At 66.5% G+C, this 26,049-nt stretch carries 19 protein-coding genes; 9 read left to right on the forward strand and 10 right to left on the reverse strand.

Going from position 1 to position 26,049, the window contains the following annotated elements:
- Positions 1–53: 53 nt before the first annotated feature.
- Complete coding sequence (locus BM397_RS12745; RefSeq protein ID WP_092424536.1) at positions 54–1,202, reverse strand: acyltransferase family protein; 1,149 nt, start codon at positions 1,200–1,202, stop codon at positions 54–56.
- A gap of 507 nt (positions 1,203–1,709) precedes the next feature.
- Between BM397_RS12745 and BM397_RS12750 the strand changes: the two genes are divergently transcribed.
- Positions 1,710–2,948 carry an MFS transporter gene (locus BM397_RS12750; RefSeq protein WP_092424538.1) on the forward strand — a complete coding sequence of 413 codons (1,239 nt, stop codon included), beginning with the start codon at positions 1,710–1,712 and terminating at the stop codon, positions 2,946–2,948.
- A gap of 127 nt (positions 2,949–3,075) precedes the next feature.
- Here the strand turns inward: BM397_RS12750 and BM397_RS12755 are convergent, their stop codons facing one another.
- The 3 genes from BM397_RS12755 to BM397_RS12765 are packed head-to-tail and all read right to left on the reverse strand — an operon-like array spanning position 3,076 to position 4,951.
- Positions 3,076–3,303 carry a DUF1127 domain-containing protein gene (locus tag BM397_RS12755; RefSeq protein ID WP_092424540.1) on the reverse strand — a complete coding sequence of 76 codons (228 nt, stop codon included), beginning with the start codon at positions 3,301–3,303 and terminating at the stop codon, positions 3,076–3,078.
- On the reverse strand, positions 3,300–3,737 hold the full coding sequence (locus tag BM397_RS12760; RefSeq protein WP_143015375.1) for an STAS domain-containing protein: 438 nt from the start codon (positions 3,735–3,737) through the stop codon (positions 3,300–3,302). Before BM397_RS12760 ends, BM397_RS12755 begins: the two co-directional genes overlap by 4 nt.
- Positions 3,734–4,951, reverse strand: coding sequence for a cytochrome P450 (locus BM397_RS12765; protein WP_176806632.1), 1,218 nt, complete (start codon positions 4,949–4,951; stop codon positions 3,734–3,736). The genes BM397_RS12760 and BM397_RS12765 overlap by 4 nt, the downstream gene beginning before the upstream one ends.
- 234 nt (positions 4,952–5,185) lie before the next feature.
- Between BM397_RS12765 and BM397_RS12770 the strand changes: the two genes are divergently transcribed.
- Complete coding sequence (locus BM397_RS12770) at positions 5,186–6,736, forward strand: bifunctional AfsR/SARP family transcriptional regulator/alpha/beta hydrolase (protein ID WP_092424546.1); 1,551 nt, start codon at positions 5,186–5,188, stop codon at positions 6,734–6,736.
- A 68-nt stretch (positions 6,737–6,804) separates the two neighbouring features.
- On the opposite strand, the gene BM397_RS12775 is transcribed toward BM397_RS12770, so the two are convergent.
- The 4 genes from BM397_RS12775 to BM397_RS12790 form a co-directional block, all read right to left on the reverse strand.
- Complete coding sequence (locus BM397_RS12775; RefSeq protein WP_092424548.1) at positions 6,805–7,815, reverse strand: AraC family transcriptional regulator; 1,011 nt, start codon at positions 7,813–7,815, stop codon at positions 6,805–6,807.
- A 69-nt stretch (positions 7,816–7,884) separates the two neighbouring features.
- Positions 7,885–8,505, reverse strand: a complete 621-nt coding sequence (locus BM397_RS12780; RefSeq protein ID WP_092424550.1) for a pyridoxamine 5'-phosphate oxidase family protein — start codon at positions 8,503–8,505, stop codon at positions 7,885–7,887.
- Positions 8,506–8,515: 10 nt separating this feature from the next.
- The gene (locus BM397_RS12785) at positions 8,516–8,980 is read right to left on the reverse strand and encodes a nuclear transport factor 2 family protein (protein WP_092424552.1); all 465 of its coding nucleotides are present in this window, start codon (positions 8,978–8,980) and stop codon (positions 8,516–8,518) included.
- Between the two features lie 77 nt (positions 8,981–9,057).
- On the reverse strand, positions 9,058–9,606 hold the full coding sequence (locus tag BM397_RS12790; RefSeq protein ID WP_092424554.1) for a carboxymuconolactone decarboxylase family protein: 549 nt from the start codon (positions 9,604–9,606) through the stop codon (positions 9,058–9,060).
- Between the two features lie 388 nt (positions 9,607–9,994).
- On the opposite strand from BM397_RS12790, the gene repA reads away from it, so the two are divergent.
- The 4 genes from repA to BM397_RS12810 all read left to right on the forward strand — a co-directional run bounded on the left by repA (position 9,995) and on the right by BM397_RS12810 (position 14,317).
- Entirely contained in the window at positions 9,995–11,206 is a 1,212-nt protein-coding gene (gene repA / locus BM397_RS12795; protein WP_092424556.1) for a plasmid partitioning protein RepA, read from the forward strand.
- Between the two features lie 33 nt (positions 11,207–11,239).
- On the forward strand, positions 11,240–12,247 hold the full coding sequence (gene repB, locus BM397_RS12800; RefSeq protein ID WP_092424558.1) for a plasmid partitioning protein RepB: 1,008 nt from the start codon (positions 11,240–11,242) through the stop codon (positions 12,245–12,247).
- 172 nt (positions 12,248–12,419) lie between these two features.
- Complete coding sequence (repC, locus tag BM397_RS12805; RefSeq protein WP_256218754.1) at positions 12,420–13,619, forward strand: plasmid replication protein RepC; 1,200 nt, start codon at positions 12,420–12,422, stop codon at positions 13,617–13,619.
- 146 nt (positions 13,620–13,765) lie between these two features.
- On the forward strand, positions 13,766–14,317 hold the full coding sequence (locus tag BM397_RS12810) for an MT-A70 family methyltransferase (RefSeq protein WP_092424562.1): 552 nt from the start codon (positions 13,766–13,768) through the stop codon (positions 14,315–14,317).
- A gap of 2,035 nt (positions 14,318–16,352) precedes the next feature.
- Here the strand turns inward: BM397_RS12810 and BM397_RS12820 are convergent.
- Positions 16,353–18,878 (reverse strand): cation:proton antiporter, encoded by a 2,526-nt coding sequence (locus BM397_RS12820; protein WP_092424743.1) that lies wholly within the window; start codon positions 18,876–18,878, stop codon positions 16,353–16,355.
- A 189-nt stretch (positions 18,879–19,067) separates the two neighbouring features.
- Between BM397_RS12820 and BM397_RS12825 the strand changes: the two genes are divergently transcribed.
- Positions 19,068–20,165: a transglutaminase-like domain-containing protein gene (locus BM397_RS12825; RefSeq protein WP_176806634.1), complete on the forward strand. Its 1,098-nt coding sequence runs from the start codon at positions 19,068–19,070 to the stop codon at positions 20,163–20,165.
- A gap of 382 nt (positions 20,166–20,547) precedes the next feature.
- Here BM397_RS12825 and BM397_RS12830 read toward each other — a convergent pair whose 3' ends face one another.
- On the reverse strand, positions 20,548–22,908 hold the full coding sequence (locus BM397_RS12830; RefSeq protein WP_092424566.1) for a calcium-binding protein: 2,361 nt from the start codon (positions 22,906–22,908) through the stop codon (positions 20,548–20,550).
- A 317-nt stretch (positions 22,909–23,225) separates the two neighbouring features.
- On the opposite strand from BM397_RS12830, the gene BM397_RS12835 reads away from it, so the two are divergent.
- Together BM397_RS12835 and BM397_RS12840 are read left to right on the forward strand one after the other, a co-directional pair.
- Positions 23,226–24,356, forward strand: coding sequence for a glycosyltransferase (locus tag BM397_RS12835; protein ID WP_092424568.1), 1,131 nt, complete (start codon positions 23,226–23,228; stop codon positions 24,354–24,356).
- 207 nt (positions 24,357–24,563) lie between these two features.
- Positions 24,564–25,997, forward strand: a complete 1,434-nt coding sequence (locus tag BM397_RS12840; protein ID WP_092424570.1) for a mannose-1-phosphate guanylyltransferase/mannose-6-phosphate isomerase — start codon at positions 24,564–24,566, stop codon at positions 25,995–25,997.
- Positions 25,998–26,049 lie beyond the last annotated feature (52 nt).

The following is a 26,049-nucleotide window of genomic DNA, read 5'->3' on the forward strand; positions in this document are numbered from 1 at the left end:
CCGGTCCTTTTTTGCATCCTGATGTCTGCGAGGAGGCGCCCCCTTGGGGGCGCTCAGCTTCTGCGGAACTTCGACACCCGCAATCTGAGCCCGTCGCCGACATCGTCATAAACGCGCCGGATCAGCCGGTACAGCACGGGCTCGGCCAGGGTGGCCACCAACCAGGCCGAAATCACGCAGACGACCATGGCCAGCAGGATGGCGACAACAGGCGAGCCGCCAAGCCCAACCACCGCGAGGATGACGGGTTTTCCCACGTGGTTGTGCAGCAGGTAGAGCGGATAGGTCATCAGTCCGAGCTTCCGCACGAATTGCGCACCACTCCTCCCGATCCAACCGACCAGCACTTCGTTGCGCTGCATCGAAATCCAGCACGCGCCCACGCTTGCCGCGTAGATCACGAAGGCCATCGGCCAGTAGGACCGCAGCCCGGCATCGCCGGCCTCCCATCCCGTAGCCACCGAGATCTGCACCATAGCAACGCAGAGACCTGCCCCGATCGCGGGCAGATGCCAGCGTTCCGGGCCGCTGCGATACCGCGCCGAAAGCAGCATGCCGATGCCAAAGAAGGCCCCATGCTGCAACAAGAGCAGCTGCGTCACGCGCCCGAGCGGATCGTGACCTTCGTTCATGAAGCGCGCGGCCCAATAGGCGGCACTTGCGGAAATCAGCGCAGCGCCGACCTTTGGCAAAAGGTCCGTGCGCCTGCTCATGATCAGCCCGAGGACCAGGGCGTAGAACATGATCTCGATCCCCAGCGTCCAGAATTGCCCCATCAACCAAGGGGCGAAGGGCCAGAACAAGACCGTCCGAACCCAGAGCGTGGCCGTTTCGAGCGGTGATCGTCCGAAGACGAGGATTTCCACCGCAGCGGCGACGCAGCTCGCCACGAGTACGACCGGAACCAATCTGAGAACGCGGCCACGCACAAAGCGCGCCGGCGTCACGCCACTCGACAGGGCCGAGTAGGAAATGATCAGCCCCGAGATCGTGAAGAATATCTGGACGCCGACCCACCCCCACCAACTGAGGAGCCAGGATTGGGGCATGTGCGGCTCCATGCCCAGGTACGTGTCAAAGAGCCCTCCCTCTTCCGACAAGGCCTTGAAGCCAAAGTGAAACGTCATCACCATGAAGGCCGCGGCAAGTCGGAGAATGTCGATCCCTACGATCGGCGCTTTGAAATTTTCAGGCTGACCCACTGCGAGCCTCCACTATTTAAATACTCTTGGTTCGGTTGAACGCCCTGTTCCAGAACGCTTGTGGCGGTGGTTCGCCTGAGTGGTCGCTACCAGAGACACCGGCGAAAGATCAGCTTGCGATCGAGGGACCCTTGCGCCGATCGGCAACCTGGTAAGCTCAAGATTCCTAGGCATTTAAGCCCAATTCGTAGGATTTGTTGTCCCATCCCGCAACGTTACGGTCGCAACATGACGCCAAAGCAACAGGTCGATCGGACCAAAACTGAGCGGCAGAACTCTCTGCTGCCCGAAAAAACTTCGGAGTGCGAACGAGCGACGAAGTGCCCACATGTGGAAGCGCGACCCGACATTCGGCCCGCAAACCCGAGCGCCACAACCCCGCTCCGCCACACAGGCCGTTTTGCAGCACGCCAAGAGGCACCCGAGGTTGCCTCCAGCTTCGACAATTGCACCTCCCGGGCGGCTCCGGCACATTGCGCCTCCAGACCCTTGCAACGGACGCCCCCAATGACACCCGCACCTGATCAGCTGCCCCCTTCCGCGCCCGGGCGCTGGTCCATGCTCGCGCTCATCTGCATCGGCGTGGTCGGGGTCCTGAGTACCTGGTTCTCGGCCACCGCCATCATTCCGGAACTGGTCGCCGCCTGGGAGCTGAGTCCCTCGCAGGCCGCCTGGCTGACCAATGGCGTGCAGCTCGGCTTCGTGTTCGGCGCACTCGGCTCGTCGCTGATCAACCTTCCCGACATCCTGCCGATGAAGTGGCTCATGACCGCTGCCGCGCTGCTCGCCGCGCTCGCCAATGCCGCGCTGCTGGTCGCGGGGCCGGACACCGCCATCGCCGCGCGCTTCGTCACCGGCGTCGCCCTCGCCGGGGTCTACCCTCCCGCCCTCAAGCTGATGGCGACATGGTTCCTGCGCGGGCGCGGTCTCGCACTCGGCTTTCTGATCGGCGCGCTGACCCTCGGCTCGTCGATGCCGCACCTGCTGCGCGCGCTCACCTCCGGCATCGACTGGCGGGCGGTGGTCTGGGGCACTTCTGCCGCGGCGCTCATCTCCGCGCTCTTCTTCGCGCTCACCCTGCGCGAAGGCCCCTATGCCTTCGGCCGCGCGTCCTTCGATCCGCGTCAGGCGCTGTCGGTCTTCCGCCGCCGCCCGCTCATGCTGGCGAACCTCGGGTACTTCGGCCACATGTGGGAGCTCTATGGCATGTGGGCCTGGTTCCTCGCCTTTGCCGCGGCCGCCCAGAGCGGCGGCCTCGCCCCCTTCCCCTTCGGCACCGCCTCGATGCTGAGCTTTGTCGTGGTTGCCAGCGGCGTGCTCGGCTGCCTGCTTGGCGGCTGGCTGTCCGACCGCATTGGCCGCTGCCTCACCTGCGCCGGGATGATGATTGTCTCAGGAACATGCGCGGGGCTGGTCGGCGTGGCCTTCGACGGGCCCGCGCTGCTGCTCGGTGCCATCGCGGTGGTCTGGGGCATCACCATCGTCGGAGACAGCGCGCAATTCTCCGCCGCGGTGACCGAGCTCTCGGAGCCGCATCTGGTGGGCACCGCGCTCGCCCTGCAGCTGGGGATCGGCTTCGCGCTGACGGTGGTGGCCATCTGGCTGCTGCCGATCGCCGCAGCTACCTTCGGGGGCTGGCGCTGGACGTTCCTCATCCTGCTGCCGGGACCCCTTGTTGGGACACTCGCGATGCTCGCGCTCAGGCGGGACCCCGTATCGAAACGGCTGGCGCAGGGCGCGCGCTGAGCGGGCGTCAGAGCCCTCGGCCAGTTCCGACCTCGCCGCACTCCGCCGCCCCGCAACGCCCGCGCGCGGCGGTGCCCGCCCCGAAAGCCATTTCTCGGAGCGGGCCGGACCTCGAAACAGAGACCGATCAGCCGGAATGCGAACCTCGGCACGCCCGCCTGATGTCGCTGCGCGTCAGCCCGACATCTTCGAGCAGGTAGTCCGGCAGCTCCTCGAGGTGCCGATACTGCGACTGATGCCGCCTATACTGGCGCAATTTGCCCAGCCAGCCGAGCGGCACCTGCGACCGCCGAGTGCTGCGGGCACCCCGCAGCGTCTGCTGCGTGAAAGCGGTGAAGAAATAGGTCGTCATCATGCCGAAAACTCCGGTCTGAAGTGTGTCGCGGCAGCGGGTCCCGTCGAAACGGCAGGGGCGATGCGGGCGAGCGACACCGCCCGCTCCGGGTCGAACCGCAGCAGGTGGCGGAAGCTCTCGCGCGCGGCAAAGGCCTCGGTCGCCGCCGTCGCGCCGCAGATGCGCATCTGCCCCTGACGGGCCTGCAGCAGCTTGGCGGCGACCACGAAGCCCCGCAGGCCCGGCCGGGTGACCTCTGCCCCCGCCCCGAGCTCGATCACGATGCGCCGCCAGCCGGCGCGGACATGCGCCACCAGCGCATCGCACAGCGGGCCGGTCGCCGAGGCATCGATAAGCCCGCCCAGCGTCACGATGAGCACGTCGCCAGCCGGAACCACGCCCATCTGCATCCGCGATTCCGCCGGCGCAGCGCTCGGAGCAAGATCGAAGCTCATGACAGGCGCACCCGCATCGGCGTGGCCCGGCGCAGCCCGCCGAAACCCTCTAGCCGCGGGCTCAGAAGCAGCTCGGCAAAGGGTGCCTCCTCGAGCAGTGCCGCGAGGCTTTCCTCCAGTTCGATCCGTGCCAGCCTTTCGCCGAGGCAATGGTGCGGCCCGTGACCGAACACCGGATGCAGCCGGGGATTGTCGCGCCGCCGCATGTCGAAGACATCGGGCGCGTGATGCAGCGCCGGATCCCGCAGCGCCGAGAGCAGCGAAAGCCGCAGCGCGCTGCCCTCGGGCACAAGGTGCCCGCCGATCTCGAACGGCTCCGCGACGATGCGGGTCACCGATCCGGCGGGCGGATCGAAGCGCAGCGTCTCGGCCACCGCGCCGGGGATCAGCGCGGGATCGGCGCGCAGGTCCGCCCAGTCCTTCGGCCGCTCGAGCAGGATCGCGGTGCCGCGCGCCAGCGCGGTCCGGGTGGTGTCGATCCCGGCGATCAGCACGCCGATGATCTGGAAGATCAGGCTCGCGGCGGAAATGTCCGGCTCGGCACGCCAGGCGTTCACCAGCAGACTCAGGACATCGTCCTCCGGCTGGATCAGGCGCGCCTGCAGCTGGCGCTCGACGTAGAAATAGAGCGCCTCGGTCGCCTCCTCGATCTGCTTGTGCCGCTCGCGCGGGTAGAGCGGCGAGATCGCCCGGGCCACCTCGGACACCAGCGCGCCGAGGTGCGGCGCGTCACTCTCCGGCAGACCGAGGATGGCGGCGATGGCCTCCGCCGGAACTCGCGACGCCATCGCCGTGGTGAAATCCAGGCTCTCGTCGCGGGGCAGCTCGCTCAGGATGCGCCGCGCGGCGGTGCGCACGGCGGGACGGCGCGCCTCGATCTCGCGGAGCGAGAAGGCGCGGGCAAAGAGTCCCCGCTTGCGACGGTGCTCCTGGCCACTGGAAAACAGGAAGAACTCCGCTTGCAGCCGCGCGGTCATCCCCTCGGGCACGCGGTTGAGCGCGATGTATTCCTGCCCCGAGACCTGCCGCACGCGCGGGTCGCTCAGCAGCGGCAGCACATCATCGGCGCGCAGGACGAGGAACTGGCCCTCGCCGATCTGCACCAGCGGGTGTACGGCGCGCAGCGCCGCAAGCTTGCCATGGGTCTCCCGCTGCAGGCTGCGGGGGTCGATCACCGGGCATCCGGTCGGGTACAGGGTCGTGTCTTCAATCATCGTGGTACTCCAATTCATCGGTCCCGCCGGAAATCGAGGCTCGCGGAGCCTTGGCGGGTGGAGCCGGGGTATCGGGGCCCTGCGTTGTCACCAGCGTTGTAACGGGGGTGGGAATTGCCCTTGCGTCACGTTGTAATTGCGGCCCCGCGCACCGCTGGACAGTCCGCTGCCATTGCCTCAGGATGCGCCGGAATTTCGAACTTCGCCTTTTGATTGCATCCCATTGGAGGCGGCATGGCCCCGCAGGACCGCCCGGAGCAGGTCACGGCACAGAACGACCGCCTGACGATCTCCCTGCTCGGCGAGCTGCGCGTGCGGCGCGGCGGCGAAGACGTGCCGCTTCCCTCCTCCCGCAAGGCGCGGGCGCTGCTCGGCTTTCTCGTCGCGACCGGGCGTCCGCACCGGCGCGAGCGGCTCTGCGAGCTGCTCTGGGAACTGCCCGACGACCCCAAGGCGGCATTGCGCTGGTCGCTGACCAAGCTGCGGCCGGTGGTCGATCACCCCGATCACCGCCGCATTCTTTCGGATCGCGAGCGGGTGCGGTTCGATGCCGAGAACGCCGAGATCGACCTGCACGAGATCCATGCAAGGCTGCGCGCCGAGCGGCAACCCGGCGTCGGCGAGCTAGAAGAGATGGCGCAGCGGCTCGCCCCGGTGCTGCTCGACGGACTCGACGGCGCCGGCGACGCGGCGTTCCTCTCGTGGCTCGAGGCGGAACGCGAGGACGCGCGCATCGCCCGCGTCGAGGTGCTGCGCCGGCTCGTGGCCCATCCCGATCTTCCGGCGCTTTCGGCGCAGAAATGGACCCGCATCTGGCGCGACGCGGATCCGGAAGCCGAGGGCGCCCCCGACGACAAGGCGAGAGCACCGGACGCCCTGCCCGGTCCCCCGCCGAAGATCGGCGAGGCACGGTCCGGCGGCCTCACCGCTTCCGGCCTGCGCAGCCAGCGCATCGCCTTCTGCGAGGCGCCCGACGGCACCAAGATCGCCTACGCCACGCTGGGCTCCGGCGCGCCGCTGCTGAAGGCCGCGAACTGGCTCACCCATCTCGAGTTTGACTGGACGAGCCCGATCTGGGGCAAGTGCTTCGCCGAGATCGCCCGCGACCGCAGGTTCATCCGCTACGACGAGCGCGGCTGCGGCCTGTCGGACTGGGACGTGGACAACCTAGGCTTCGACGCCTTCGTCGAGGATCTCGAGGCGGTCGCCGACAAGCTGGAGCTTGAGCGCTTCCCGCTGCTCGGCATCTCGCAGGGCGCGGCGGTCTGCGTGGAATATGCAGTGCGCCATCCCGAGCGGGTCTCGGGGCTGATCCTCGTGGGGGGCTACGCCGCGGGCTGGCGGCACATGGTGAGCGCCGAGGAAAAGGCCCGGCGCGAGGCGGTGCGCGCGCTGACCGAGCTGGGCTGGGGCACCGACAACCCGGCCTACCGCCATATCTTCTCGCAGACCTTCATGCCCGATGCCGGGCCGGACGAGCTCGCCTGGTTCGACGAGTTCCAGCGGCTGACGACCTCGCCTGGAAACGCCGCGCGCTTCCAGGAAGCCTTCGGCGAGATCGACGTGCGCCACCGCCTCGGCGCGGTGCGCGCGCCGACCATCGTGCTGCATTCCAAGGACGACATGCGCATCCCGCTCGACATGGGCCGCGCCCTGGCCTCCGGCATCCCCGACGCGCAGTTCGTGCCGCTCGACAGCCGCAACCACGTGCTGGTCGACTACGAGCCCGCCTGGCGGACCTGCATGCAGGCGATCCGCGAGTTCCTCGACCAGCACGGCATCTGACGGGCCTGTTGCAAACGATATGACCGGCGTGGTCGCTGCCGCCGCAGTCCCCCCTCGCCGAGCGCGCCCTAGCGCGCCGCCACGTTCTGCCTGAATTGCGCAGGCGCGACCCCGAGCCAGCGCTTGAAGGCCCGGCTGAAGGTGCTCTGCTCCGAAAAGCCGGTCAGGAAGGCGATCTCGGCGATCGTGCTGTCGCTGTCGCGCAGGAGATCCTGCGCAAGCGAGGATTGCGCCTCGGTCAGCACGTCGCGGAAAGTCAGCCCCTCGTCGGACAGGCGCCGGTAGAGCGTGCGCTCGCTCAGCCCCAGCTCGCGCGCCACCGCCCCCGCCTGCGGCACGCCATTGCTCAGCCCCGGCGTGAGATGCCGCAGGAGCATGGCCCGTAGCGAGGAGTCCTCCTCGAGCGAACCAAGCTCCGTCTCGAGATGGGCGGTGAGGAAGTCCGACACCGCCGCGTCTCCCAGCCGGTTCGGCAACTCCAGCGCCTCGGCGCTCAGGGCAATCGCGGTCCGCTCCGCGCCGAAATGCACGGGGCAGCCGAAGAGCTCCGCGTAGCGCCCGGCGTCGCTCCGGCAGGCATGCCGGAAGCTCACGTAGCGGGGAACGAAGGCGACCTGCACGAAAAGGGACATATTGCGCAGCAGCCCGGCCAGCGCGCCCTCGTTGCGGAAATCGAGAACCGGATGATGTCCCGTGCGGGGCTCGAAGACGAGATGCGCCGGATCGCCGGTCGTCTCGAGCCGATAGACCGCCGTATCGGTGACCACCCGCCAGTAGCGCTCGACCCGCGCGAGCGAGGCGCGCAGGGTCGGCGCCGTCTTGATGGCCAGCCCGAGCACGCCGATGTCATCGACACGGATCAGATCGGCATAGGCCTGCACCAGTGCCACCTCGTCGGGGTGCCGCAGGCGTATCCAGTCCAGCAGGTCGAAGTAATCGGTATCCGCGATGCGCCCGTCTGCGCGCCCGGGCAGACGGCGCACCACGTCACCGCCGGAAACCAGCGCCCCGTCGTCCCGGAGCGTCATCCCGGCCGCCTGGGCCATGGCGCGCGCGAAGGCACCTGTTACGCTGGGCATGGCGAAGGCTAGTCCGGATGCGCAGGCGGGACCAGAGGCGACGCCCACGGCGGCGGGCCGGTGCCGCATTCAGCCGCCCGCGCCGGGTTGCAGCGCCGTTTTCGCGTCCAGTTCGCGCTGCAGGCACGCAATGTCCTCCCTCAGCCGCGAGATCTCGCCATCGCGTTCCGGGGCGGTCAGGCGCAGCGGGATGTGCTGCGGGCAATTCCAATCGACCGCGGCGACACGGACGATGATGCCGCGCTCGGCGACGGGGCCCTCCACGCCGTTCAGCAGCGCGACGATCTGCGGGTCCTCGGTGATCCGGGCATGCCCCCAGAGCTTCAGCCGCTTGCGGCGGGCAAAATCGATCGCGAGGATCGACAGCCGGTCGTCGTGCCGCAGGTTGCCGACGCTGATGTACTGCCGGTTGCCGCGATAGTCGGCGAAGCCGATCGTCTGCCGGTCAATGATCCTGACAAAGCCCGGCGCGCCACCCCGGTGCTGGACATAGGGCCAGCCGGTTTCGGACACGCTGGCGATAAAAACACTGTCACGGGCGGACAGGAAGGCAGCCTCGAGGGGACCAAACCCGGTGCCTCCCTCCCCCTCCGGAGACAGGCGGCCCGCATAGCGATCCGCCGACCCGAACCGGGCCTGTTCCTCGCGGACGCGGGGCGTGAAGGCAATCTTGGCATAGGCGTCTGGCATGGTGCGTCTCCTAGAGCCCGAAATCCGTGAGACCGGGATGCCCTTCGGGCCGGGGGCCGGGCCCCCAGTGAAACAGCCGCTGAGCCGCCTCGATCCGCAGATCGTTGATCGAGGCGATCCGCCGGCGCATCAGCCCGTCCGCATCGAACTCCCAGTTTTCGTTGCCATGGGCGCGGAACCAGCTGCCCGCGGTATCGCGGTACTCATAGGCAAAGCGCACCGCGATGCGGCTGCCCGAAAAGGCCCAGAGTTCCTTTGCCAGCCGGTACTCCAGCTCGCGGGCCCACTTGCGGGTCAGGAACGCGACGATCTCCTCGCGCCCCTCGAAGAATTCGGTGCGGTTTCGCCAACGGCTATCCGGCGTGTAGGCCAGCGCGACCCGCTGCGGGTCGCGGCTGTTCCAGGCGTCTTCGGCAAGCCGGACCTTGCTTCGGGCCGAGGCCTCGTCGAACGGGGGAAGCGGGGGGCGTGTCATCTGGGCGCGGGCCTTCGGGAAAAGGGATCATGCACCCCGGCCGCGCGGGGAGAGCCGCGGCCGGGATGTCTCGGAGGTCAGGCCGCCTGGGCGCTGACGACCGGGAAATCGATCGGCGTCTCGAACACCTCGTTGAGGTAGTTGGTCAGCGTATTGAGCGCCACATGCGCCACGATCTCGACGAGCTCGGCCTCGCTGTAGCCCGCCATCTTCACCGCCGCGACGTCGGCCTCCGAAACCTGCCCGCGCGCTTCGACGATCTTCGCGGCAAAACGCACCGCCGCATCCGCGGTCGGATCGGACGATCCGCCGGCGCGGTTCGCGGCGATTTCCGCGTCGTCGAGCTTGGCGAGGTTCTTGGCGACGAAGCTGTGCGCCGACAGGCAATAGTCGCAGCCATTGACCTGCGCCACGGCCAGCGCAATCCGCTCGCGGGTCTGCGCGCCGAGGCTGCCTTTCGAAAGCGCGGCGTTCAGGCCGAGGTAGCCTTCGAGCGCCTCAGGGCTGTTCGCGGTCAGGCGGAACAGGTTGGGGACGCTGCCGAGCGTCTTCCTGACACCCTCGAGCAGGGGCCGGGCCGCGGCGGGCGCCGCCTCGATCGAGGCGGGAAGCTGAATGCGGGACATTATGGGGTTCTCCGTGTGTTGCGATGACCCCAATGTACGCAGCGCACCCAACCGAATCTCGGCAGAGCCTGCCAAGGTCTTGGCCGAATCTGCCATGCGCCGGTCGGCGGCCCACGCTATGCAGCCACGACGTCGGAAAAGTCACCGCTCGGACCACCTCCTGCACGACCGTCCCTGCCCATCTGCAGGGACACAAAGGCAAAATTCCGGCCAGGTTTCGGGCCCCAGGCAGCCGCGCCCTGTGGAAAACTCCTTGCCGACTCGCAGCGGTTCGGCAATAGTCACGAAAAAGATCCGGAACACGCCAAAAACCGTGAACACGCCAGGGCCCGCAGAGGACCAGCGGAACATGGCACCGAGGCAAGACAGTGAGCAGGATACCGTGCGCATGCAGGATATCACAGACGACGAAGACCTGAACTCGGTCATTCGCGACCATTCCGAACGGCTGACCGCGCAGCTCCATGCGCAGGCCGAAAGCATGTTCCCGCCCGACGCGGCGAAGGAGATGCGCAAGTTCACCTCGGGCGAGGCCGCGGCCCTGCTGGGCGTGAACGATTCCTACCTGCGCAAGCTGCACCTCGACGGCAAGGGCCCCTCCCCCGAGGTAACTTCCGGAAATCGCAGACATTACTCAGTCCACGACCTGCACGAGCTGCGCGTCCTGCTGGAAAAGACCGCCAGAAAGCCCGGCGACTACCTGCCCGGCCGCCGTCTTGCTCCCGAGGGCAGCGAGAACAAGTATCTCGACCACCTGCAGGTCATCGGCGTGATGAACTTCAAGGGCGGCTCGGGCAAGACCACCAGCTCGGCGCATCTCGCGCAGCGGCTGGCCCTGCTCGGCTACCGCGTGCTGGCCATCGATCTCGACCCGCAGGCCTCCTTCACCGCGCTGCACGGCGTGCAGCCCGAGTTCGACCTGCCCGACGGCGGCACGCTCTACGACGCGATCCGCTACGACGACCCGGTGCCGATCACCGATGTCATCCGCCCGACCTACATCCCCGGGCTTGACCTGATTCCCGGCAATCTCGAGCTGATGGAATTCGAGCACGAGACCCCGCGCGCGCTGGCGCAGGGCAATGCGGGCCTGTTCTTCTTCCGCGTCAAGGACGCGCTCTCGCAGGTCGACGACAACTACGACGTGGTGGTGATCGACTGCCCGCCGCAGCTCGGTTTCCTGACCATGTCGGCGCTTTCCGCCGCCACCGGCGTTCTGGTCACCATCCACCCCGAGATGCTCGACGTCATGTCCATGTCGCAGTTCCTGCGCATGACCGCCGACCTCATGGACGTGATCGCCGAATCCGGCGCCGACATGAAACACGACTGGATGCGCTACCTGCTCACCCGCTACGAGCCGACGGACGCGCCGCAGAACCGCATCGTCGCCTTCCTGCGCACAATGTATGGCGAGAAGGTGCTGAACGCGCCGATGCTGAAGTCCACCGCCATCTCCGATGCCGGCCTCACCAAGCAGACCCTTTACGAGGTCGACCGCAGCGCCTTCACCCGCGCCACCTACGACCGCGCGCTCGAAAGCCTCAACGCGGTGAACGACGAGATCGCCGCGCTGATCCAGAAGACCTGGGGACGGTAACGGGACGATGCGCGGGACCAAGAGGAGCCTCCGATGAGCGATACACGCAAGAAACGCATGTCCATGCTCGACAGCCTCGCCGCCGCCGGCAAGCAGGGCGGCGCGGGCTCGGCGATGATGGCCACCAACCGCGCGCTGCGCTCGGCCCGCGATGCGGTCGACAGCCACCGCGTCTGGGAGCTGGATCCGTCACAGATCGAAGACACGCGCACCCGCGATAGGCTCGATCCGTCGGATGTGCATGACCTGCGCGACGCGATCGAGGCCAATGGCCAGACCGTGCCGATCCTGGTGCGCCGCGACCCTGAAAAGGACGGGCGCTACCTGCTGGTTTATGGCCGCCGCAGGCTCGAGGCGATCCGCGGCTCGGACAAGGTCACCAAGGTGCGCGCGTTGGTCGCCTCGATCGACGAGCGCGACGCGGTGACCGCGCAGATCTCCGAGAACATGGCCCGGCGCGACCTGTCGTTCATCGAAAAGGCGCTGTTCGCCCGCGAGCTGGTCGAAAGCGGCTTCGGCAACCAGAGCCAGGTCGCCGAGGTGCTGACCGTCACCAAATCGTCGATCTCCATGGCGCTTTCCGTGGCCGAGCTGATCGGCCGCGATCTGGCAACCGCCATCGGCGCCGCCCATGGCATCGGCCGCCCCCGCTGGGAGGCCATGGCCCGCGCCATCGAGGAAACCGGTGCCGACCGCGAGGAACTCGCAGGTCTCGCCGATGACGTGCACACCCGGGCACAGGTCGCCGTGGTCAACGGCGAGACCCCGCCCGAAGACGTCTCCGTCGCCGCCTTCGAGGCAGTGATGGGCCATCTGGCCCCCTCCCCTGCCCGCGCGGTCGCGCCGAAGACCAAATCGGCGGCAAAACCACGGCGGCAGGCACTGGTGGTCGATGGCCGCAAGGCCGGCACGCTCAAGCGCACCGCCAAGGGGCTGAATATGGAATTGGACGACCCGCGTTTCGCCGACTGGATCGAGTCCGAGGCGCAGACCGTCTTCAAAGAGCTTCACGCGCGCTGGAAAAACCGCGCGGAAGACTGAGCAGTCAACGATAACAATGAGATAGGAGGCACGAGCCCGACAAAGAAAGAGCCCCGCAAAGCATTCGCTCCACGAGACCCTGACTTGTTCTTAGCACCCTCAAGGTAGTGTCCGGAGCCATTGACCGCAAGTCGAAATCGATTCGCGGCACGGGTATTTTTTGTCTTCGTGAATGAAAAACATGGGTTACCACCCCATCACGCCTTTTGGGCGAACGGCTGAGGCTGTCGTGATCTCTCTGAAGACACGCCAGTTGGCCGCCGATGCCCCCTGCCCTATCGACAAGTGGCACATCCTGCGCGACCTGACCGCCGCCCGCAAAAGCTTCGAGCTGTCGGACCGCGACATCACGCTGCTGCAGGCTCTGCTCAGCTTCCATCCGGACAGCCAGCTCGACCCGGCGAAGTCGCTGGTCATCCACCCGTCCAACGAGACGATCTGCACCCGCGCCGGTGGCATGGCCAATTCGACCATGCGTCGCCACCTTGGACGCCTTGTCGAGGCCGGTCTGCTGCGCCGCCGTGACAGCCCGAACGGCAAGCGCTACGCCCGCCGGGTCGCCGGCGAGAAGATTGCCTTCGGCTTCGATCTGACCCCCCTGCTCCACCGCGCCGCCGAGATTGCACAGCGGGCCGAGGAAGCCCGTGCACACGAGGCCGAGATCAAGACCCTGCGCGAGACTGCGAGCCTTCTGCGTCGCGATCTCGCAGCCCTTTCCGACCTCGGCCTCACCCAGTGCCCTGAGGGCCCCTGGGACGCGCTCAGCGACATGGCCCGCCTCACGGCCCGCCAGCTCCGCCGCAAGCTCGACCTCGAAACTCTCGAGCAGATCGTCGCCTCGCTGCGCACCGCTGTCGCGCGTGCCGCCAGCTTCTTCGAGTTCGAAACACCTGAAATGAGCAGCAATGGTGCCCCAAATGAGCAGCACCAACAGAGTTCACTAAAAGAATCTTTAGACTCTGAACTGACCAACGAAGAAATCGACCCAGCTTCGGAAAATGCGGCTCTAGATAGCGAGATAGACACTCGAATTGCCGAGAAGCCGGCAGCGCCTCCCCCACCCCTGCGCCTCGTCCTAGGCACCTGCTCAGAGATCGCGGTCTTCTCTCCCGATCCAATCCAGGACTGGCACGGGCTGATCAGGGCCGCAGAGAAAATTCGTCCGATGACAGGCATCTCCGATTCCGCCTGGAACGACGCAAAGGCCGCGATGGGGCCTGAACAGGCCTCGACCACGCTCTGCGCGATGCTCCAGAGGTTCTCCGAGATCCGCAACCCCGGCGGCTATCTGCGCCACCTCACCCGCAAGGCCCGCGAGGGAGGCTTCTCATCGACGCGAATGATCCTGGCCCTCGAACGCCGTGCCGCGTGAAAGTTCACAGCTGTGAACTTTCGCTCCAGTTCACAGCTGTGAACCGCGCCGTCTTCCGACCTCAAGTCCGAAGACTCGGCTCCATCAAGGCTCGACTTTCCCGGCCATCCGCAAGATACCCGTCCCGACAGATAAGGACATGACCCATGAATGACGCCGCAACCGCACCGACCCAGATGAGCGCTTTCCTCGAAGGCCGGAAATTCGGCTGCGTCCTCGCGGATCCCTTCCGTGATTCCGTGGCGGAAAACCCGCGGCGCACTCTGGAAGATATCTGCGCGCTGCCTATCGCAGAGCATATGGACGACCGGGCACATTGCTATCTCTGGGTGCCGAACAGCCTGCTTCCCGAAGGGATGAAGGTCCTGCAGTCCTGGGGCTTCAAATACACCAGCAATATTGTCTGGCAGACCGAGCATACCTCTGATTTCGACACAGCCGCCGAAGACGGAGAGGTTTTTGCGGACGTCACCCAAATTCTCCTCTTCGGCATCCGCGGCAAGAACGTGCGGACCCTTGCGCCGGCGCGCAGCACGGTAAACTTCATTCAGCCGGATGGTGCGAGTGGGCCCGGTGGCGCGGGTAAACCGGACGAGCAGTACCGGATCATCGAAAGCTGCAGCTGGGGGCCTTTCCTCGAGCTCTTCGGGACATCGACCCGGGACGGCTGGACCGGCTGGACCGAACAGGCGGGGTAAGTCGCCGAGCGCCGCTGTAAGCGTTAAGTCATCTATTGATGGATGGCGCGATGATCCCGAGACGGGGCCTTATGTCGGGCCCGTCAACTCTATCCACAAATCAGACCTGCCCGCAGTGGCAGACCCGTCAGGAGAAAGGGGCAGCGGCGGAAAGGCCGGTCGCCACCTTGGAGCCGAGCCAGCTGTCCAGGCGCGGCTTCGCCGCAGAGACCTTGAACGCCCGGAGCGACGGTCCCTGTGTCAGACGCAAAGCCGACGGTGTTCGCCAAGGCATAGCAGGGTCATGGCCCGTCGATGGGGCATTGAGGTCTGACTGTGCCGCCGGAAGAAGTTGCGGTCGCGCGCGGCCTTCGTGCAGATCAGAGGCAAACCCCGCCATGGGCAAAGACCCCAAGACCAATCTGGGAGTCGTCGCGCGCCCTGTGCCAAACGCTTCAGCCCCACTGCCAGTGCAACGGAGCCGCCACGTGACGCGTGAGCGGAGGCCGCAGCGCGTAGCGGTCGATACGCTCGGGGGACGCCATGGTACGACCGGAATTGCCCTACGCTTGGAGCGCAGGGCAATTCCGGTCGCCGTCGAAGGGACCGCCGTGGAGCAACAGACCGGTGCGGGTTCCGGCCGGATACCGGGGAGAGATGCGGGCCTGCAGATTGGATTCCTTCTCCTGGTCGAGTTGGTCCGCCGCGCGGGCAGTTCTGGCTGCGATAGCGAGGCCTCACCAGCGTCACATGTCCCGTTTGTCGGGGAGCGATCTTGCCGTTGTCGGACTGCTTTTCGGGCCTCCGTCTGCCCGTGGCTTTCTTGCAGCATCCGTTCGCCGAAGTGGCGGGGCAGGGGCGTCTCCTGGTGTCGGGGTCCGGCGCGCGATGCTCGTCGAGCCATCCGCTGAGGAGCCGCGTCGTCCGTGGATCGCCGGTCAGCGGGCAGACGCTAGAGAGGCGCAGAGACGATGCCGTGGGCTGATATCTGGCCAGCCCAGCCGTTGGCGTCGATGACACGCCGGTCGCTGAGTCATGGAAGGAACGCGCAGGCGGTTTCTGTAACTCCGGTCAGCTCGCCAATGAGCCGGGCAACAACTTCGCAGAGAGCGACTCGGGTGAGCAGGTGGCGATGCAGAGTCGAAAATGTGCCAATGTGATCGTAAGTAATTGGTATTGCTTCTTAAAGACCAATTTTGGTGCGAGTTTTGTCGCGCAGGCGGTGCGCAAGGCTCTTTGACGTTGCCGGAGACCCGCCATGGCCCGTCGTGGCAGGTCATCGGGGACGCGGGATCAGGGAAAAACCACATCCGCCACCGCCTCCGTCTCCGTCTCCGTCTCCGGTCAGCGCAATAGGCACCACGCCCCGTGTCCCGTGCCGCAGTGTTTGGCAGAGTTGAGTGTTTTCGGCCGGGTCTTCCTGCTCCATGGCGCCGCGGAGCTTGATGTACGAGGTCTCGCGCACGGCCATCGCCAAGCGGTTTCGGGACCGCACCATGAGCTGCATGGTGTCCTCGATCCGGATGACGTCTCTAGAGCTGATCTGGATGTGCGAGGAGGGGGGACGTGTCGGCATTCTTCGGCGTCGGCGCGACCGAGGCCGCGCAGGTTCCCCATGGCGAAGACCGATGCCGGTCGGTGGCCGAAGCGGAGGGCCTCCCGGCCAAAAGGGTGGGGCGCCCAATGCGCCATCGGCCCGCCGGCGGTGCGCCTGCATTGCCGGCGGCCGGCGGAGCGTTTGACACCTATAGGCGGTGCGAAATGCGCCGAGAAGAGCTCGCCGATACGGCCAAGTGTGACGCGCTTGCGCCCCGTCGAATGGTGCACGGCCTGAGGGCGTCACCGAGAGGCTCTTGGGCGTCACCGCGTTGACAATCTGTCGTCGGTGGTCGGTGAGGAGACGCGCGTATGTCCTGCGCAACGCGTCGTCTTGCTTGCGGCCCCATGGCGGGTGCGAAGGGACGCGTTGATCGTTTCTGGGCCCGGCCGGTCCCAGATGCAGGATGGGGCAGCCGGCGAGGCGTTCGCCCCGCTCGGCCGCTGCCGCCACGCGGTGTCACGCGCCCTTGGAAACCTCCGGCATGTCGCCGAGGATTTCCGAGACGTCCAGTCCGCGGCGTTCGGCGCTTCGGCGCACCGCCTCGCGCAATTTCTCGGAGCGTTTGAGAAGCCGCTTGAAGCGGCTCTCGTCGAGACGCAGCAGCGTCGAGGGGGCAATGGCGCGGACCTCGGAGCGGCGGCGTCGCCGGGGTGTGAGCAAGGCGAGCTGGCCGCACATTTCGCCGCGCCCGAGGCGGAAGGTTTGGCCCCCCGCCTGTTGTTCGAGCGCGCCGGAGGCGATGAACCAGACCTCGCGGGCGGTGCTGTCGCGCCGGATGATCACGTCGCCGGGGGCGGCATAGCGCGTGCGCAGGGAGCGGGCGAGGGGGCGGATTTCCTTTTCCTCGAGGTCGGCGAAGAGTGGGAACTGCCGCACCAGCTCGGCGCGCTGCACCGACAGGTCGAGCGGCGGCCGTTCCTCGGACTTGGCCCTGCGGCGGGCGAGGTCCTGCTTCAGCGCCGTGTAGAGCTCGGCGCCGATCAGGCCATCGTCGTGCATCGTGTCGTATTCGCCTTCCTCGAGGCGCAGCGCGGTCCGCCGGATGAAGCGGCGCTCGAGTTCCTCGGCGTAGCCTGGGTACTGCAGGCGCAGGCCCTCGAGCGCGGTCTCGGCAGCCTCGCGGCGGCGGGTCAGCAGCTCGCGCAGCAGGTCGGCGACGCGGCGTCCGTGGATGCGGCGGATCCGGCCGTCGATGAAGCCTTCGAGATCGCGCAGGATCTGGCGCTGGGACAGCAGGCGGTCGAAGCGGTCGGCGGTCATCCGGGCCAGCGGTCCGGAGATATGCAGCCGGTTGTGGGCGAAGAGCGCGGCGCGGAAGGTCGGGCCGTAGGCGAGGCTTGCCTTGGCGGCGCGCTGATAGCCGGTCCGGCCTTCGCTGCGCGCGCCTTCGATCAGCCGGTCGCAGTCCGAGAGCGCGCGTTGCGCCAGGCGCAGCGACAGGATGCGTTCCCGGATACGGGCGGTGGTCGCGTCGCGCTCGGCCCCGGCGAGGGCAATGAGACCGAGGGTGATGCGGTCGCGGTCGAGGATCTCGTCGCCTTCCTCGGCGGTCTTCACCGCCTGATCGAGCCGCTTGCCGAAGCGCTTGGCCTCGGAGCGGACGATGTCGCGGTCGAGGCCGTAGGTGTCCGTTGTGGTCGAGACCTGCTCGCGCACGGTCTGCAACGCCACGGCGACCACCTGGTTGGAGAGCGCCTGGTCGAGCGGGGCGAGCTTGTCGAGGCCGAGCTTGCGGATCACCCAGGTGAGCGTGGTGCCCTGCACGAGGAGGGTCCAGAGGGTGAAGCCGGTGGCGAGGATACCGACGAGGCGTTTGACCTCGATGGGGACGCGGAAACTCTCGGTGACCGCCAGCGCCAGCGCGAGGGTCAGCGCGCCGCGCAGACCGCCCCAGAGGATGGCGATGCGGTACGGGCGTTCGATGCGCGGCGAGAGGCGCAGGAGGCGCAGGATCGGCAGCAGCCCCGAGAGGATCGCGCCGCGCGCGGCCATGGCCGCGAAGACCACCACGAGGACAAGCGCGAAGTCCGTGTAGTGCACGTCTTCGAGCAGGCGCGGGATCAGCAGGGCGGCGAGGATAAAGATCAGCGCCCCGGCCCAATGGGAGAGGATGTCCCAGACGTCCTTGAGGTTGGCCCAGGCGGTGGGGGGGATTTTGCCGGGGCCGACGAGGTTGAGCGTCAGGCCGGAAACCACCACGGCAATCACCCCCGAGGCACCGAAGATCTGCTCGGAGCCGATATAGGCGAGGTAGGGCAGGGCGATGGAGACCGAGAGCTGCGCCTTCTCGTAGCGTTCGAGCAGCGCCATGGCACCGATGGCTCCCTGGGCCACCATCCAGCCGGCCAGCGCGCCGCCGCCGAGCAGCATCGGGAACTGGGTGAGCGCGCCGAGCGGGGTCGGGTCCGGAACGCCCTCCATCACGAAGCCCATGAACAGGCCGAAGAGCGCGATGGCCGCGGCGTCGTTGAGCAGGCTTTCGCCCTCGATGATGCGGACCAGCCGGCGCGGGGCGGCGATCGAGCGGAAGATGCCGACCACCGCCGAGGGGTCGGTCGTGGAGACGATCGCGCCGACCAGGAAGCAGGCCATGATCGGCAGCGAACTGGTCCAGGACAGCGCCAGCCCGACAAAGAGCGTGGCGGCGACCACCGCGACGATGGCGAGGACCAGAATCGGCACCCAGTCGTCGAGCATCCGCCGCAGGTTCATGCCCAGCGTCGCCTGGAACAGCAACGTCGGCAGGAACACGTAGAGGAAGACGTTCGACCGGATCGGGAAGTTGATGATCGCGGCCGCGATGGGATTCAGCGCATCGGTGAGATCGGTGCGCAAAAAGAAGATCGCGGCGCTGCCTATCAGGGTGCCCAGGATCGCGAGGATCGCGCTGTAGGGCAGACGGAGCCGGGCCGCCAGCGGCTCGGCCGCGGCGATGACGAGAAAGAGCGACGCGATGACCGCGGTGACAATGACGACATCCATGGTCCCCAGATAGACCGCATTTGACGCGGGGAGAACGGCGATGCGCAAAATTTTCCGTGCTTTGCCGGCGCGGCGATCCAAAGGTGCCTGTCTGGGTTCGCAGGCTTGGTTCTTGAGGTGTGTGGGGCATCGGGGTATCTGCGGGACCCAGGACGGGAGGACGGTTCCCACATGACAAGGAGGCACGCGATGCACCTGGATCGGAGACACTTCATCAAGGCCGGCGCGGCGCTTTCCGTGAGCGCGCTTCTGCCGCGCGGCGCCTTTGCGGCCTTCGCACCCACCCCTGCCGAGTGGCGCCGCTTCGAGGTCACCACGCGGGTCGATATCCCTGCGGACGGCAAGCCGGTGCAGGCGTGGATCCCCGTGCCCTCGGTGAACGAGGCGGCATGGATGAAAGCCGAAGCGCCGGTGTTCGGCGGCAATGCCGACAGCGCCGAGCTGAAGACCGACCCCGAGAGCGGCGCGCAGTTCGTGCACGCGGTCTGGAACGGCGGGCAGGCGAGCGCGGAACTCGAGGTCTCGGCGGTCGTCTCTACCCGCGACCGTCTTGTGGACCTGTCCAAGCCGGGGCAGGGGGCGAGCCTGTCGGACGAGGAGCGGGCGCTCTACACCGCGCCGACGCGGTTGATCCCGACCGACGGGATCGTCAAGGCGACCTCGGATATGATCACCGCCGAGATGACCACGGATCTCGAAAAGGCCCGGGCCATCTACGAATGGGTTGTCGAGAGCACCGAGCGCAACCCGGAAACCCGCGGCTGCGGCATCGGCGATGTCGCCTCGATGCTGGAGATGGGCGATCTCACCGGCAAATGCGCCGACCTCAACGCGCTCTATGTCGGCCTCGCCCGCGCGGCGGGCCTGCCGGCACGCGACGTCTACGGCCTGCGCGTGGCGCCCTCGGCCTTCGGCTACAAGAGCCTCGGTGCCGGGTCGTCCAATGTCAGCAAGGCGCAGCATTGCCGTGCCGAGGTGTTCCTGCAGGACTACGGTTGGGTCGCGGTGGATCCGGCGGACGTGCGCAAGGTGATGCTCGAGGAGCCGCCGAAGAACCTCGATCTGGACGATCCGAAGGTGCGCGCGGTGCGCGCTGCGCTGTTCGGCTCCTGGGAAGGCAACTGGATCGGGTTCAACTTCGCGCATGACGTGCCGCTGCCGGGATCCGCGCGCGAGACGGTCGGCTTCCTGATGTACCCGCAGGCCGAGATCGACGGGGTGGAGCAGGACGAGCTCGATCCCGACAGCTTTGCCTACGCGATCACCGCGCAGGAGCTTTCGGCCTGAGGCCGGAGCCACTGGGTGTCGAAAGGGCCGGCCGCTGTGCCGGCCCTTTTTCGTTGGTGCGATCGATCATCGTAGCAGGCGTGATGCCTACGGCACGCCCAAGTTCATGACGGCATCGAACACTTACGGTCGGTAGGGAACGCGGTGGGGGAGGGAACGCGGTGGGGGAAGGAGGGTGGCGGCGACCCGAGGGAGGAGGAGATGGGTCGCCGCCGATTTCCGAGGCTCAGGGAGGAGGAGAGAGCCTCTAGAAAATTCCTCGGCGCTGCGAGGCGCCGATGGGGAGAAGATGCCATCGGCGACGCGCCTGAACAACGCCCCTTTGCGAAGACCCGCCTTGCGCTCAGCGCATAGAGCGGGACTGCGCCGGCTGGATCTTGGGTCAGAACAGGAAGAGCGCCTCGTCGTTCAGCGTGTCGACCGTCGTCGCGAGCACGGTGAAGGAGAACGCGTCGCCGTCCGTGGTGAGCGAGACCTGCACGTGCTTGCCGCTCTGCTCGAAGCGCAGGTCCGAGAAGTCTGCGCCGAACGCCGTGAGGTCGATCAGATCGCCCTGTGTCGGATCGAGGTCGCGCAGCGTGTCGCTCCCATCCCCCATGGCGAGCACGAAGACGTCCGCGCCGTCGCCCCCGACGAGCTGGTCATCCCCGCGGCCGCCGATCAACGTATCGTCGCCCGCGCTGCCATTGAGCTTGTCGTTGCCGTCACCGCCCATCAACAGGTCGTTGCCCGTGCCGCCGGTGATCATGTCGTTGCCGCTGCCGCCGTCCAGGTGATCGGCGCCGGCACCGCCAACCAGGGTGTCATTGCCGCTGTTGCCAAGCAGCGTGTCTTCGCCGCCACGGCCGCTGATCTTGGTGTTCACGGCGGCATCGGCACTCAGCAGATCGCCCTCGGCCGTGCCCGAAATCTGGGCCTCTTGGACAATTTCGGGCTGTGGTTCGGGGTCGGTCGCATCGGCCTCCAACCCGCCGTCCGGGCTCACGAGGTGGTCACCGATCACCACGCTGTCGATGTGCTCCTCGTTGCCGTCGATCAGGTCGGCGCCGAGATGCGCCTGCAGGAGCGCGTCGCTCGAGACGCTGCCATCGGACTGGAGCACGCGGATATGGCGGGTGGTCACGTCACCGCCGGCATTGGCGCCGTCGTGCACGATGAAATCGAGCTGGTCGCCTTCGGTCAGGGCCAGCGCGCGCACGACCAGCGCGAAGTGTCCGGTAACGGTCTGGATCGACAGGGTCTCGCCGTTGAGGCGCAGCTCGACGATCACGCCGTCATCGGACTCGGAGCTGACAGACCAGCTGCCGACGATATCCACGGTGCCGGTCTGTTCGGCCGTGAACCGCTCCAGCGCGGCCCGGTCGTTGTTGCCGGTGCCGCCGAAGGCGGCGGGCAGGACCGTGTCGGCGGTGATCGAGAAGGGGCGGGCGTATTCGCTGCCGAGGTAGGGGTTCCATTGCTCGCCCATGCGGGTTTGCCCCTCGAGCACCTCGGTGGCGATCACATGCTCGGTGCCGTTCTTGATCTTGAGCATGTGATAGCTCCAGGGGCCATCGGGGTCGGCATCGAGGGCCCAGTCATAGAAGCTGTCGGCGATGAGGCTGCCCGGCCCATCCTCGGTGAGCATTTCGACATTTTCGCCCTGCACGTAGATTGGGCTGTCGGTGAGCTGATCCGGGGCGGCGATCACCGCGCCCGAGGCATCGCGAAACACCAGGCCGCTTCCGGTGAAATCCACGTCCTGCAGCGAGCCCCACACCAGCCATGTGCCGCTGCCGAAGTCATAGGCTTCGATCCCGGGGCCGAGGTCGAGCGCCTGCACGGGTTGGTCATCGGAAAGGATCGACTGGACGAAGCGGAACCCCTCGAGCATGTCGTTCGCAGTACTGATCGTATCGTAGAGTCCCATATCCGGCGTGCCGGAGCTGTCCTCGTCAAGAAGCGCGTACCAGCTGGCCTCGGAGACTCCGCCGGCGGACAGCACCGCAGCCATCTTGGCAAGGTACTCGGCGTTGGAGAGGGGGTCGGAGCTGTCAGCGGTCGCACCAAACTCGGTCACCACCAGATCGGGGCGCTGGTCTTCGGGCAGCTGGTCGAGCACCTTGCCGAGCTGCGCAAGTGCAGTGCCGACTTCGACCGGGTCCAGGCCGTAGGGGTGCAGGTCGAGCGTGTCCATATAGGCGAAGGCCCCGGCATCGATCAGCGCCTGTACGTAGCCGGTCGCCACGGAATGCAGCGCGCCGCCGCCTAGCTCCACGTCCGGGTGGGTTTCGGCCACGAGATTCGCAACGTCGGCCAGGATGTCCGTGTATGTCGCCGCGCGCTCCGGGATCGATTTGGAGGCAGCGGGGCCATCGACGAACTGCGCGTTCAGGCCGTTGAACTCGTTGCCGATGACAATGCGGTCAATCGAGGGAAACGCGGTCAGCAGCGCGTCCACGAATGCCGCGAAGGCGGCGCGCGCCTCTGCCGAGGTTACCGTGTGCCCATCATCGTAGAGCGGGTTGCCGCCGGGCAGGATCGAGAGCGTGACGTCGAGCCCGCTGTCGGCGGCCAGCGCCATGTAGCTCGATTTGAACTCCGAGAAGTCATAGACGCCGGGCGAGGTCTCGACCGAGGCCCAGCTGATCCCGTCGCGGATGCCGGAGGCACCGCTGTCGGCGACCATTTCGAGCAGCGTGTCTGCCTTGCGCTCGCCATACCCCGAGCCCTGCCCAAAGTGGGTTGCAACGCTAAGTTTCATGCCTGTGTCCCTTCGATTGCCAAAGCCGCGCCGTATTCCCCGTACGGGCCGCCTGGTTTGCGCCTTTGTGGCTTTCTTGTTGCTTCTGAAGACCGCGCAAATGTGGCGCTTGTCGAACGCTTATGCGGCGATTTGGCAGTAATTTTGCTGGAATTTGAGGGAGCTGGGGCTTCGGGAGGCGCTCGGGACGGCGACCGTCGCGTCAACAAAGCACAGTTGGGTGAAGCGGTGCTGCAGTGCAGAGATTACAGGTTGCGTCGCTCCGAACGGCCATACATCTTGGCCCGGTAGATGTTTCGATTTCTGAGAGCTGCTTGATGGATGAACTAGGTATTTCGCTTCAGAAGAACCGACGGGTGGCCATAATCCACTACTGGCTGGTCGGGATGCGCGGCGGCGAGAAGGTGATCGAGGCGCTGTGCCGGATGTTTCCTCAGGCAGACATCTTCACCCATGTGGCGGATCCCGCGTCGCTGTCGGCAGTACTGACCAAGCATCGCATAATCGAAACGCGGATCGGTCGGTTGCCGCTGGCCAAGAAGCTCTACCAGAAATACCTGCCGCTGATGCCGCGGGCGCTCGAAGAACTGGATTTGACGGGCTACGATCTGGTTATCTCTTCGGAATCCGGGCCGGCCAAAGGCATTATCGCACCGCCCGATGCGCCGCACCTTTGCTATTGCCACTCCCCAATGCGCTATCTCTGGGACCAGTACCACGTGTACCGAGAGGGCGCGGGTTTCGCGACGCGGCTGCTGATGCCGCACATGGCCCACCGGTTGCGCGAATGGGACGTGTCCAGTGCGGCACGTGTCGATGGGTTCGCGGCAAACTCGACCTTCGTCTCGAGCCGGATAAAGAAATACTGGCGGCGCGAGTCGGACGTGGTGGCACCGCCCGTGGCGGTCGGCGATTTCGCCCCAGCACCGAAGAAGGAGATCGGCGACTTCTATCTCTGGTGTGGTGAACTGGCGCCTTACAAGCGGCCAGAGCTTGCCGTAGAGGCATTTCGCCGGCTGGACCTGCCGTTCGTGGTGATCGGCGGGCCCGACGACACGGTCGCGAAGCTGAAGTCGAAGGCTGGGGACAAGACGACCTTCCTCGGCAAGACGTCCTTCGCTGTCCTCAAGGATCAAATGGCGCGCTGCAAGGCCTTGATCTTCCCCGGCGAGGAAGATTTCGGCATTGTCCCGGTCGAAGCAATGGCGTCTGGTCGGCCCGTGATTGCTTACGGGCGTGGCGGGATCCTCGATACCGTGGTCGATGGCGAGACGGGGCTCTTTTTCAAGGAGCAAAGTGTCGAGGCGCTGGTCGATGCAATCGAGCGATTCGAGGCCTCGGGACTGGGCGACTGCGGCCCCGAAGACTGTGTCGCTCGTGCGCAGCTGTTCTCGGAATCCGCGTTCCGGAAGGGGATTCTTGCCAGCCTCGCGCGGATCGGCGCCTGACATGTCCGGGCGCCTGCCTGGAAAAGAGATCGCAACGGCGACACAGGGGGCAAGCGAGTGCTGGAAATCTCGGGTTTCCTGCATTGCGCACTTGAGGTCCGACCGCCTCCTCTGGTTTCCTCAACCCAACGGTCATCAGGGTGCGTAAGACTCTGACCGGACTGAATTCTAACATCACTGCTTGATGGTTCTGGAAGGAAGATTTCGATGAATACGATTACCCCGGTTATCCTCTGCGGCGGTTCGGGTACGCGCCTTTGGCCGGTGTCGCGCAAGAGTTTTCCAAAGCAGTTTGCGCAGCTCGTGGATGATACAAGCCTGTTCCAGGCGACCGCAGAGCGGTTGAGCGGGAGTGCACGTTTCGCGAAGCCGATCGTGGTGACGAATTCGGATTTCCGGTTTGTGGTGACGGAGCAGCTTTCCGAGGTGGGTATCGATCCCGGTGCGATCCTCATCGAACCCGAGGGACGCAACACCGCGCCCGCGGTGCTGGCGGCGGCGCTCTATCTGCATGCGCGGGATCCGGAGGCCGCGATGCTCGTGGCCCCGTCCGATCACCGCATGCCCGACGGGGCGGCATTCCGCGCGGCGGTCGAAAAGGGAATGGGCGCGCTGGAGAAGGGCAAGATGGTGCTGTTCGGCATCCAGCCCGACCGGCCCGAGACCGGCTACGGCTACCTCGAGCTCGACACCAACGGCGGGGACACCGTGCCGCTGAAGCGTTTCGTCGAGAAGCCGGACATCGCGACGGCGGAGAAGATGATCGAGCAGGGCAACTTCCTGTGGAATGCCGGGATCTTCCTGTTCCGGGTCAAGGATATCCTGAAGGCCATCGAGACCTGCGCGGGCCAGCTGGTCGGGCCGGTGTCGGCGGCGGTCGAGGAGGCCGAGGTCGATCTCGGCTTCCTGCGTCTCGCACCGGGCCCCTGGGCCGGGGCCGAGGACATCTCGATCGACTATGCGGTGATGGAGAAGGCGGACAACCTCGAGGTGGTGCCTTTCGAGTCTGGCTGGTCCGATCTCGGCGGCTGGGACGCGATGTGGCGCGATCTTGAAAAGGATGGCGACGGCGTCGTGTGCAACGCGGGCGCGACGGCGATCGACTGCAGCAGCTCGATCCTGCGCTCCGAGCACGAGGCGATGGAGCTTGTCGGTATCGGCCTCAAGGATATCGTCGCGGTGGCGACGCGCGATGCGGTGCTGGTCGCCCACAAGGACCGGTCTCAGGACGTGAAGCTCGCGGTGTCGGCGCTCAAGGACAAGGGCGCGAAGCAGGCGACCGAATTCCCGATGGACCACCGGCCTTGGGGTTGGTTCGAGAGCCTCGTGGTCGGCAGCCGTTTCCAGGTGAAGCGCATTCACGTCCACCCCGGCGCGGCGCTGTCGCTGCAGAGCCACTTCCACCGCTCCGAGCACTGGATCGTGGTCGAGGGTACGGCGCGCATCACCGTGGACGACGAGGTGAAGCTGATCACCGAGAACGAGAGCGTCTACATCCCGCTTGGCTCGGTGCACAGGATGGAGAATCCGGGCAAGGTGCCGATGGTGCTGATCGAGGTGCAGACCGGCTCCTATGTCGGTGAAGACGACATCGTGCGCTACGAGGACATTTACGCACGGGGCCAGGGCGCAAAGGGCTGACGGAGCACTTGCAACATGCGTGGCCGCTGCCTGCCAGCGGCCACGCGGGGCC

Origin of the sequence: Alloyangia pacifica, assembly GCF_900116195.1 — a bacterium.
GTDB lineage: Bacteria > Pseudomonadota > Alphaproteobacteria > Rhodobacterales > Rhodobacteraceae > Salipiger > Salipiger pacificus.

Coding starts and splice junctions, on each gene's coding strand:
- BM397_RS12750 (WP_092424538.1), top strand. CDS start 1,710: ATGACACCCGCACCTGATCAGCTGCCCCCTTCCGCGCCCGGGCGCTGG.
- BM397_RS12755 (WP_092424540.1), bottom strand. CDS start 3,303: ATGATGACGACCTATTTCTTCACCGCTTTCACGCAGCAGACGCTGCGG.
- BM397_RS12760 (WP_143015375.1), bottom strand. CDS start 3,737: ATGAGCTTCGATCTTGCTCCGAGCGCTGCGCCGGCGGAATCGCGGATG.
- BM397_RS12765 (WP_176806632.1), bottom strand. CDS start 4,951: ATGATTGAAGACACGACCCTGTACCCGACCGGATGCCCGGTGATCGAC.
- BM397_RS12770 (WP_092424546.1), top strand. CDS start 5,186: ATGGCCCCGCAGGACCGCCCGGAGCAGGTCACGGCACAGAACGACCGC.
- BM397_RS12775 (WP_092424548.1), bottom strand. CDS start 7,815: ATGCCCAGCGTAACAGGTGCCTTCGCGCGCGCCATGGCCCAGGCGGCC.
- BM397_RS12780 (WP_092424550.1), bottom strand. CDS start 8,505: ATGCCAGACGCCTATGCCAAGATTGCCTTCACGCCCCGCGTCCGCGAG.
- BM397_RS12785 (WP_092424552.1), bottom strand. CDS start 8,980: ATGACACGCCCCCCGCTTCCCCCGTTCGACGAGGCCTCGGCCCGAAGC.
- BM397_RS12790 (WP_092424554.1), bottom strand. CDS start 9,606: ATGTCCCGCATTCAGCTTCCCGCCTCGATCGAGGCGGCGCCCGCCGCG.
- repA (WP_092424556.1), top strand. CDS start 9,995: ATGCAGGATATCACAGACGACGAAGACCTGAACTCGGTCATTCGCGAC.
- repB (WP_092424558.1), top strand. CDS start 11,240: ATGAGCGATACACGCAAGAAACGCATGTCCATGCTCGACAGCCTCGCC.
- repC (WP_256218754.1), top strand. CDS start 12,420: ATGAAAAACATGGGTTACCACCCCATCACGCCTTTTGGGCGAACGGCT.
- BM397_RS12810 (WP_092424562.1), top strand. CDS start 13,766: ATGAATGACGCCGCAACCGCACCGACCCAGATGAGCGCTTTCCTCGAA.
- BM397_RS12820 (WP_092424743.1), bottom strand. CDS start 18,878: ATGGATGTCGTCATTGTCACCGCGGTCATCGCGTCGCTCTTTCTCGTC.
- BM397_RS12825 (WP_176806634.1), top strand. CDS start 19,068: ATGCACCTGGATCGGAGACACTTCATCAAGGCCGGCGCGGCGCTTTCC.
- BM397_RS12830 (WP_092424566.1), bottom strand. CDS start 22,908: ATGAAACTTAGCGTTGCAACCCACTTTGGGCAGGGCTCGGGGTATGGC.
- BM397_RS12835 (WP_092424568.1), top strand. CDS start 23,226: ATGGATGAACTAGGTATTTCGCTTCAGAAGAACCGACGGGTGGCCATA.
- BM397_RS12840 (WP_092424570.1), top strand. CDS start 24,564: ATGAATACGATTACCCCGGTTATCCTCTGCGGCGGTTCGGGTACGCGC.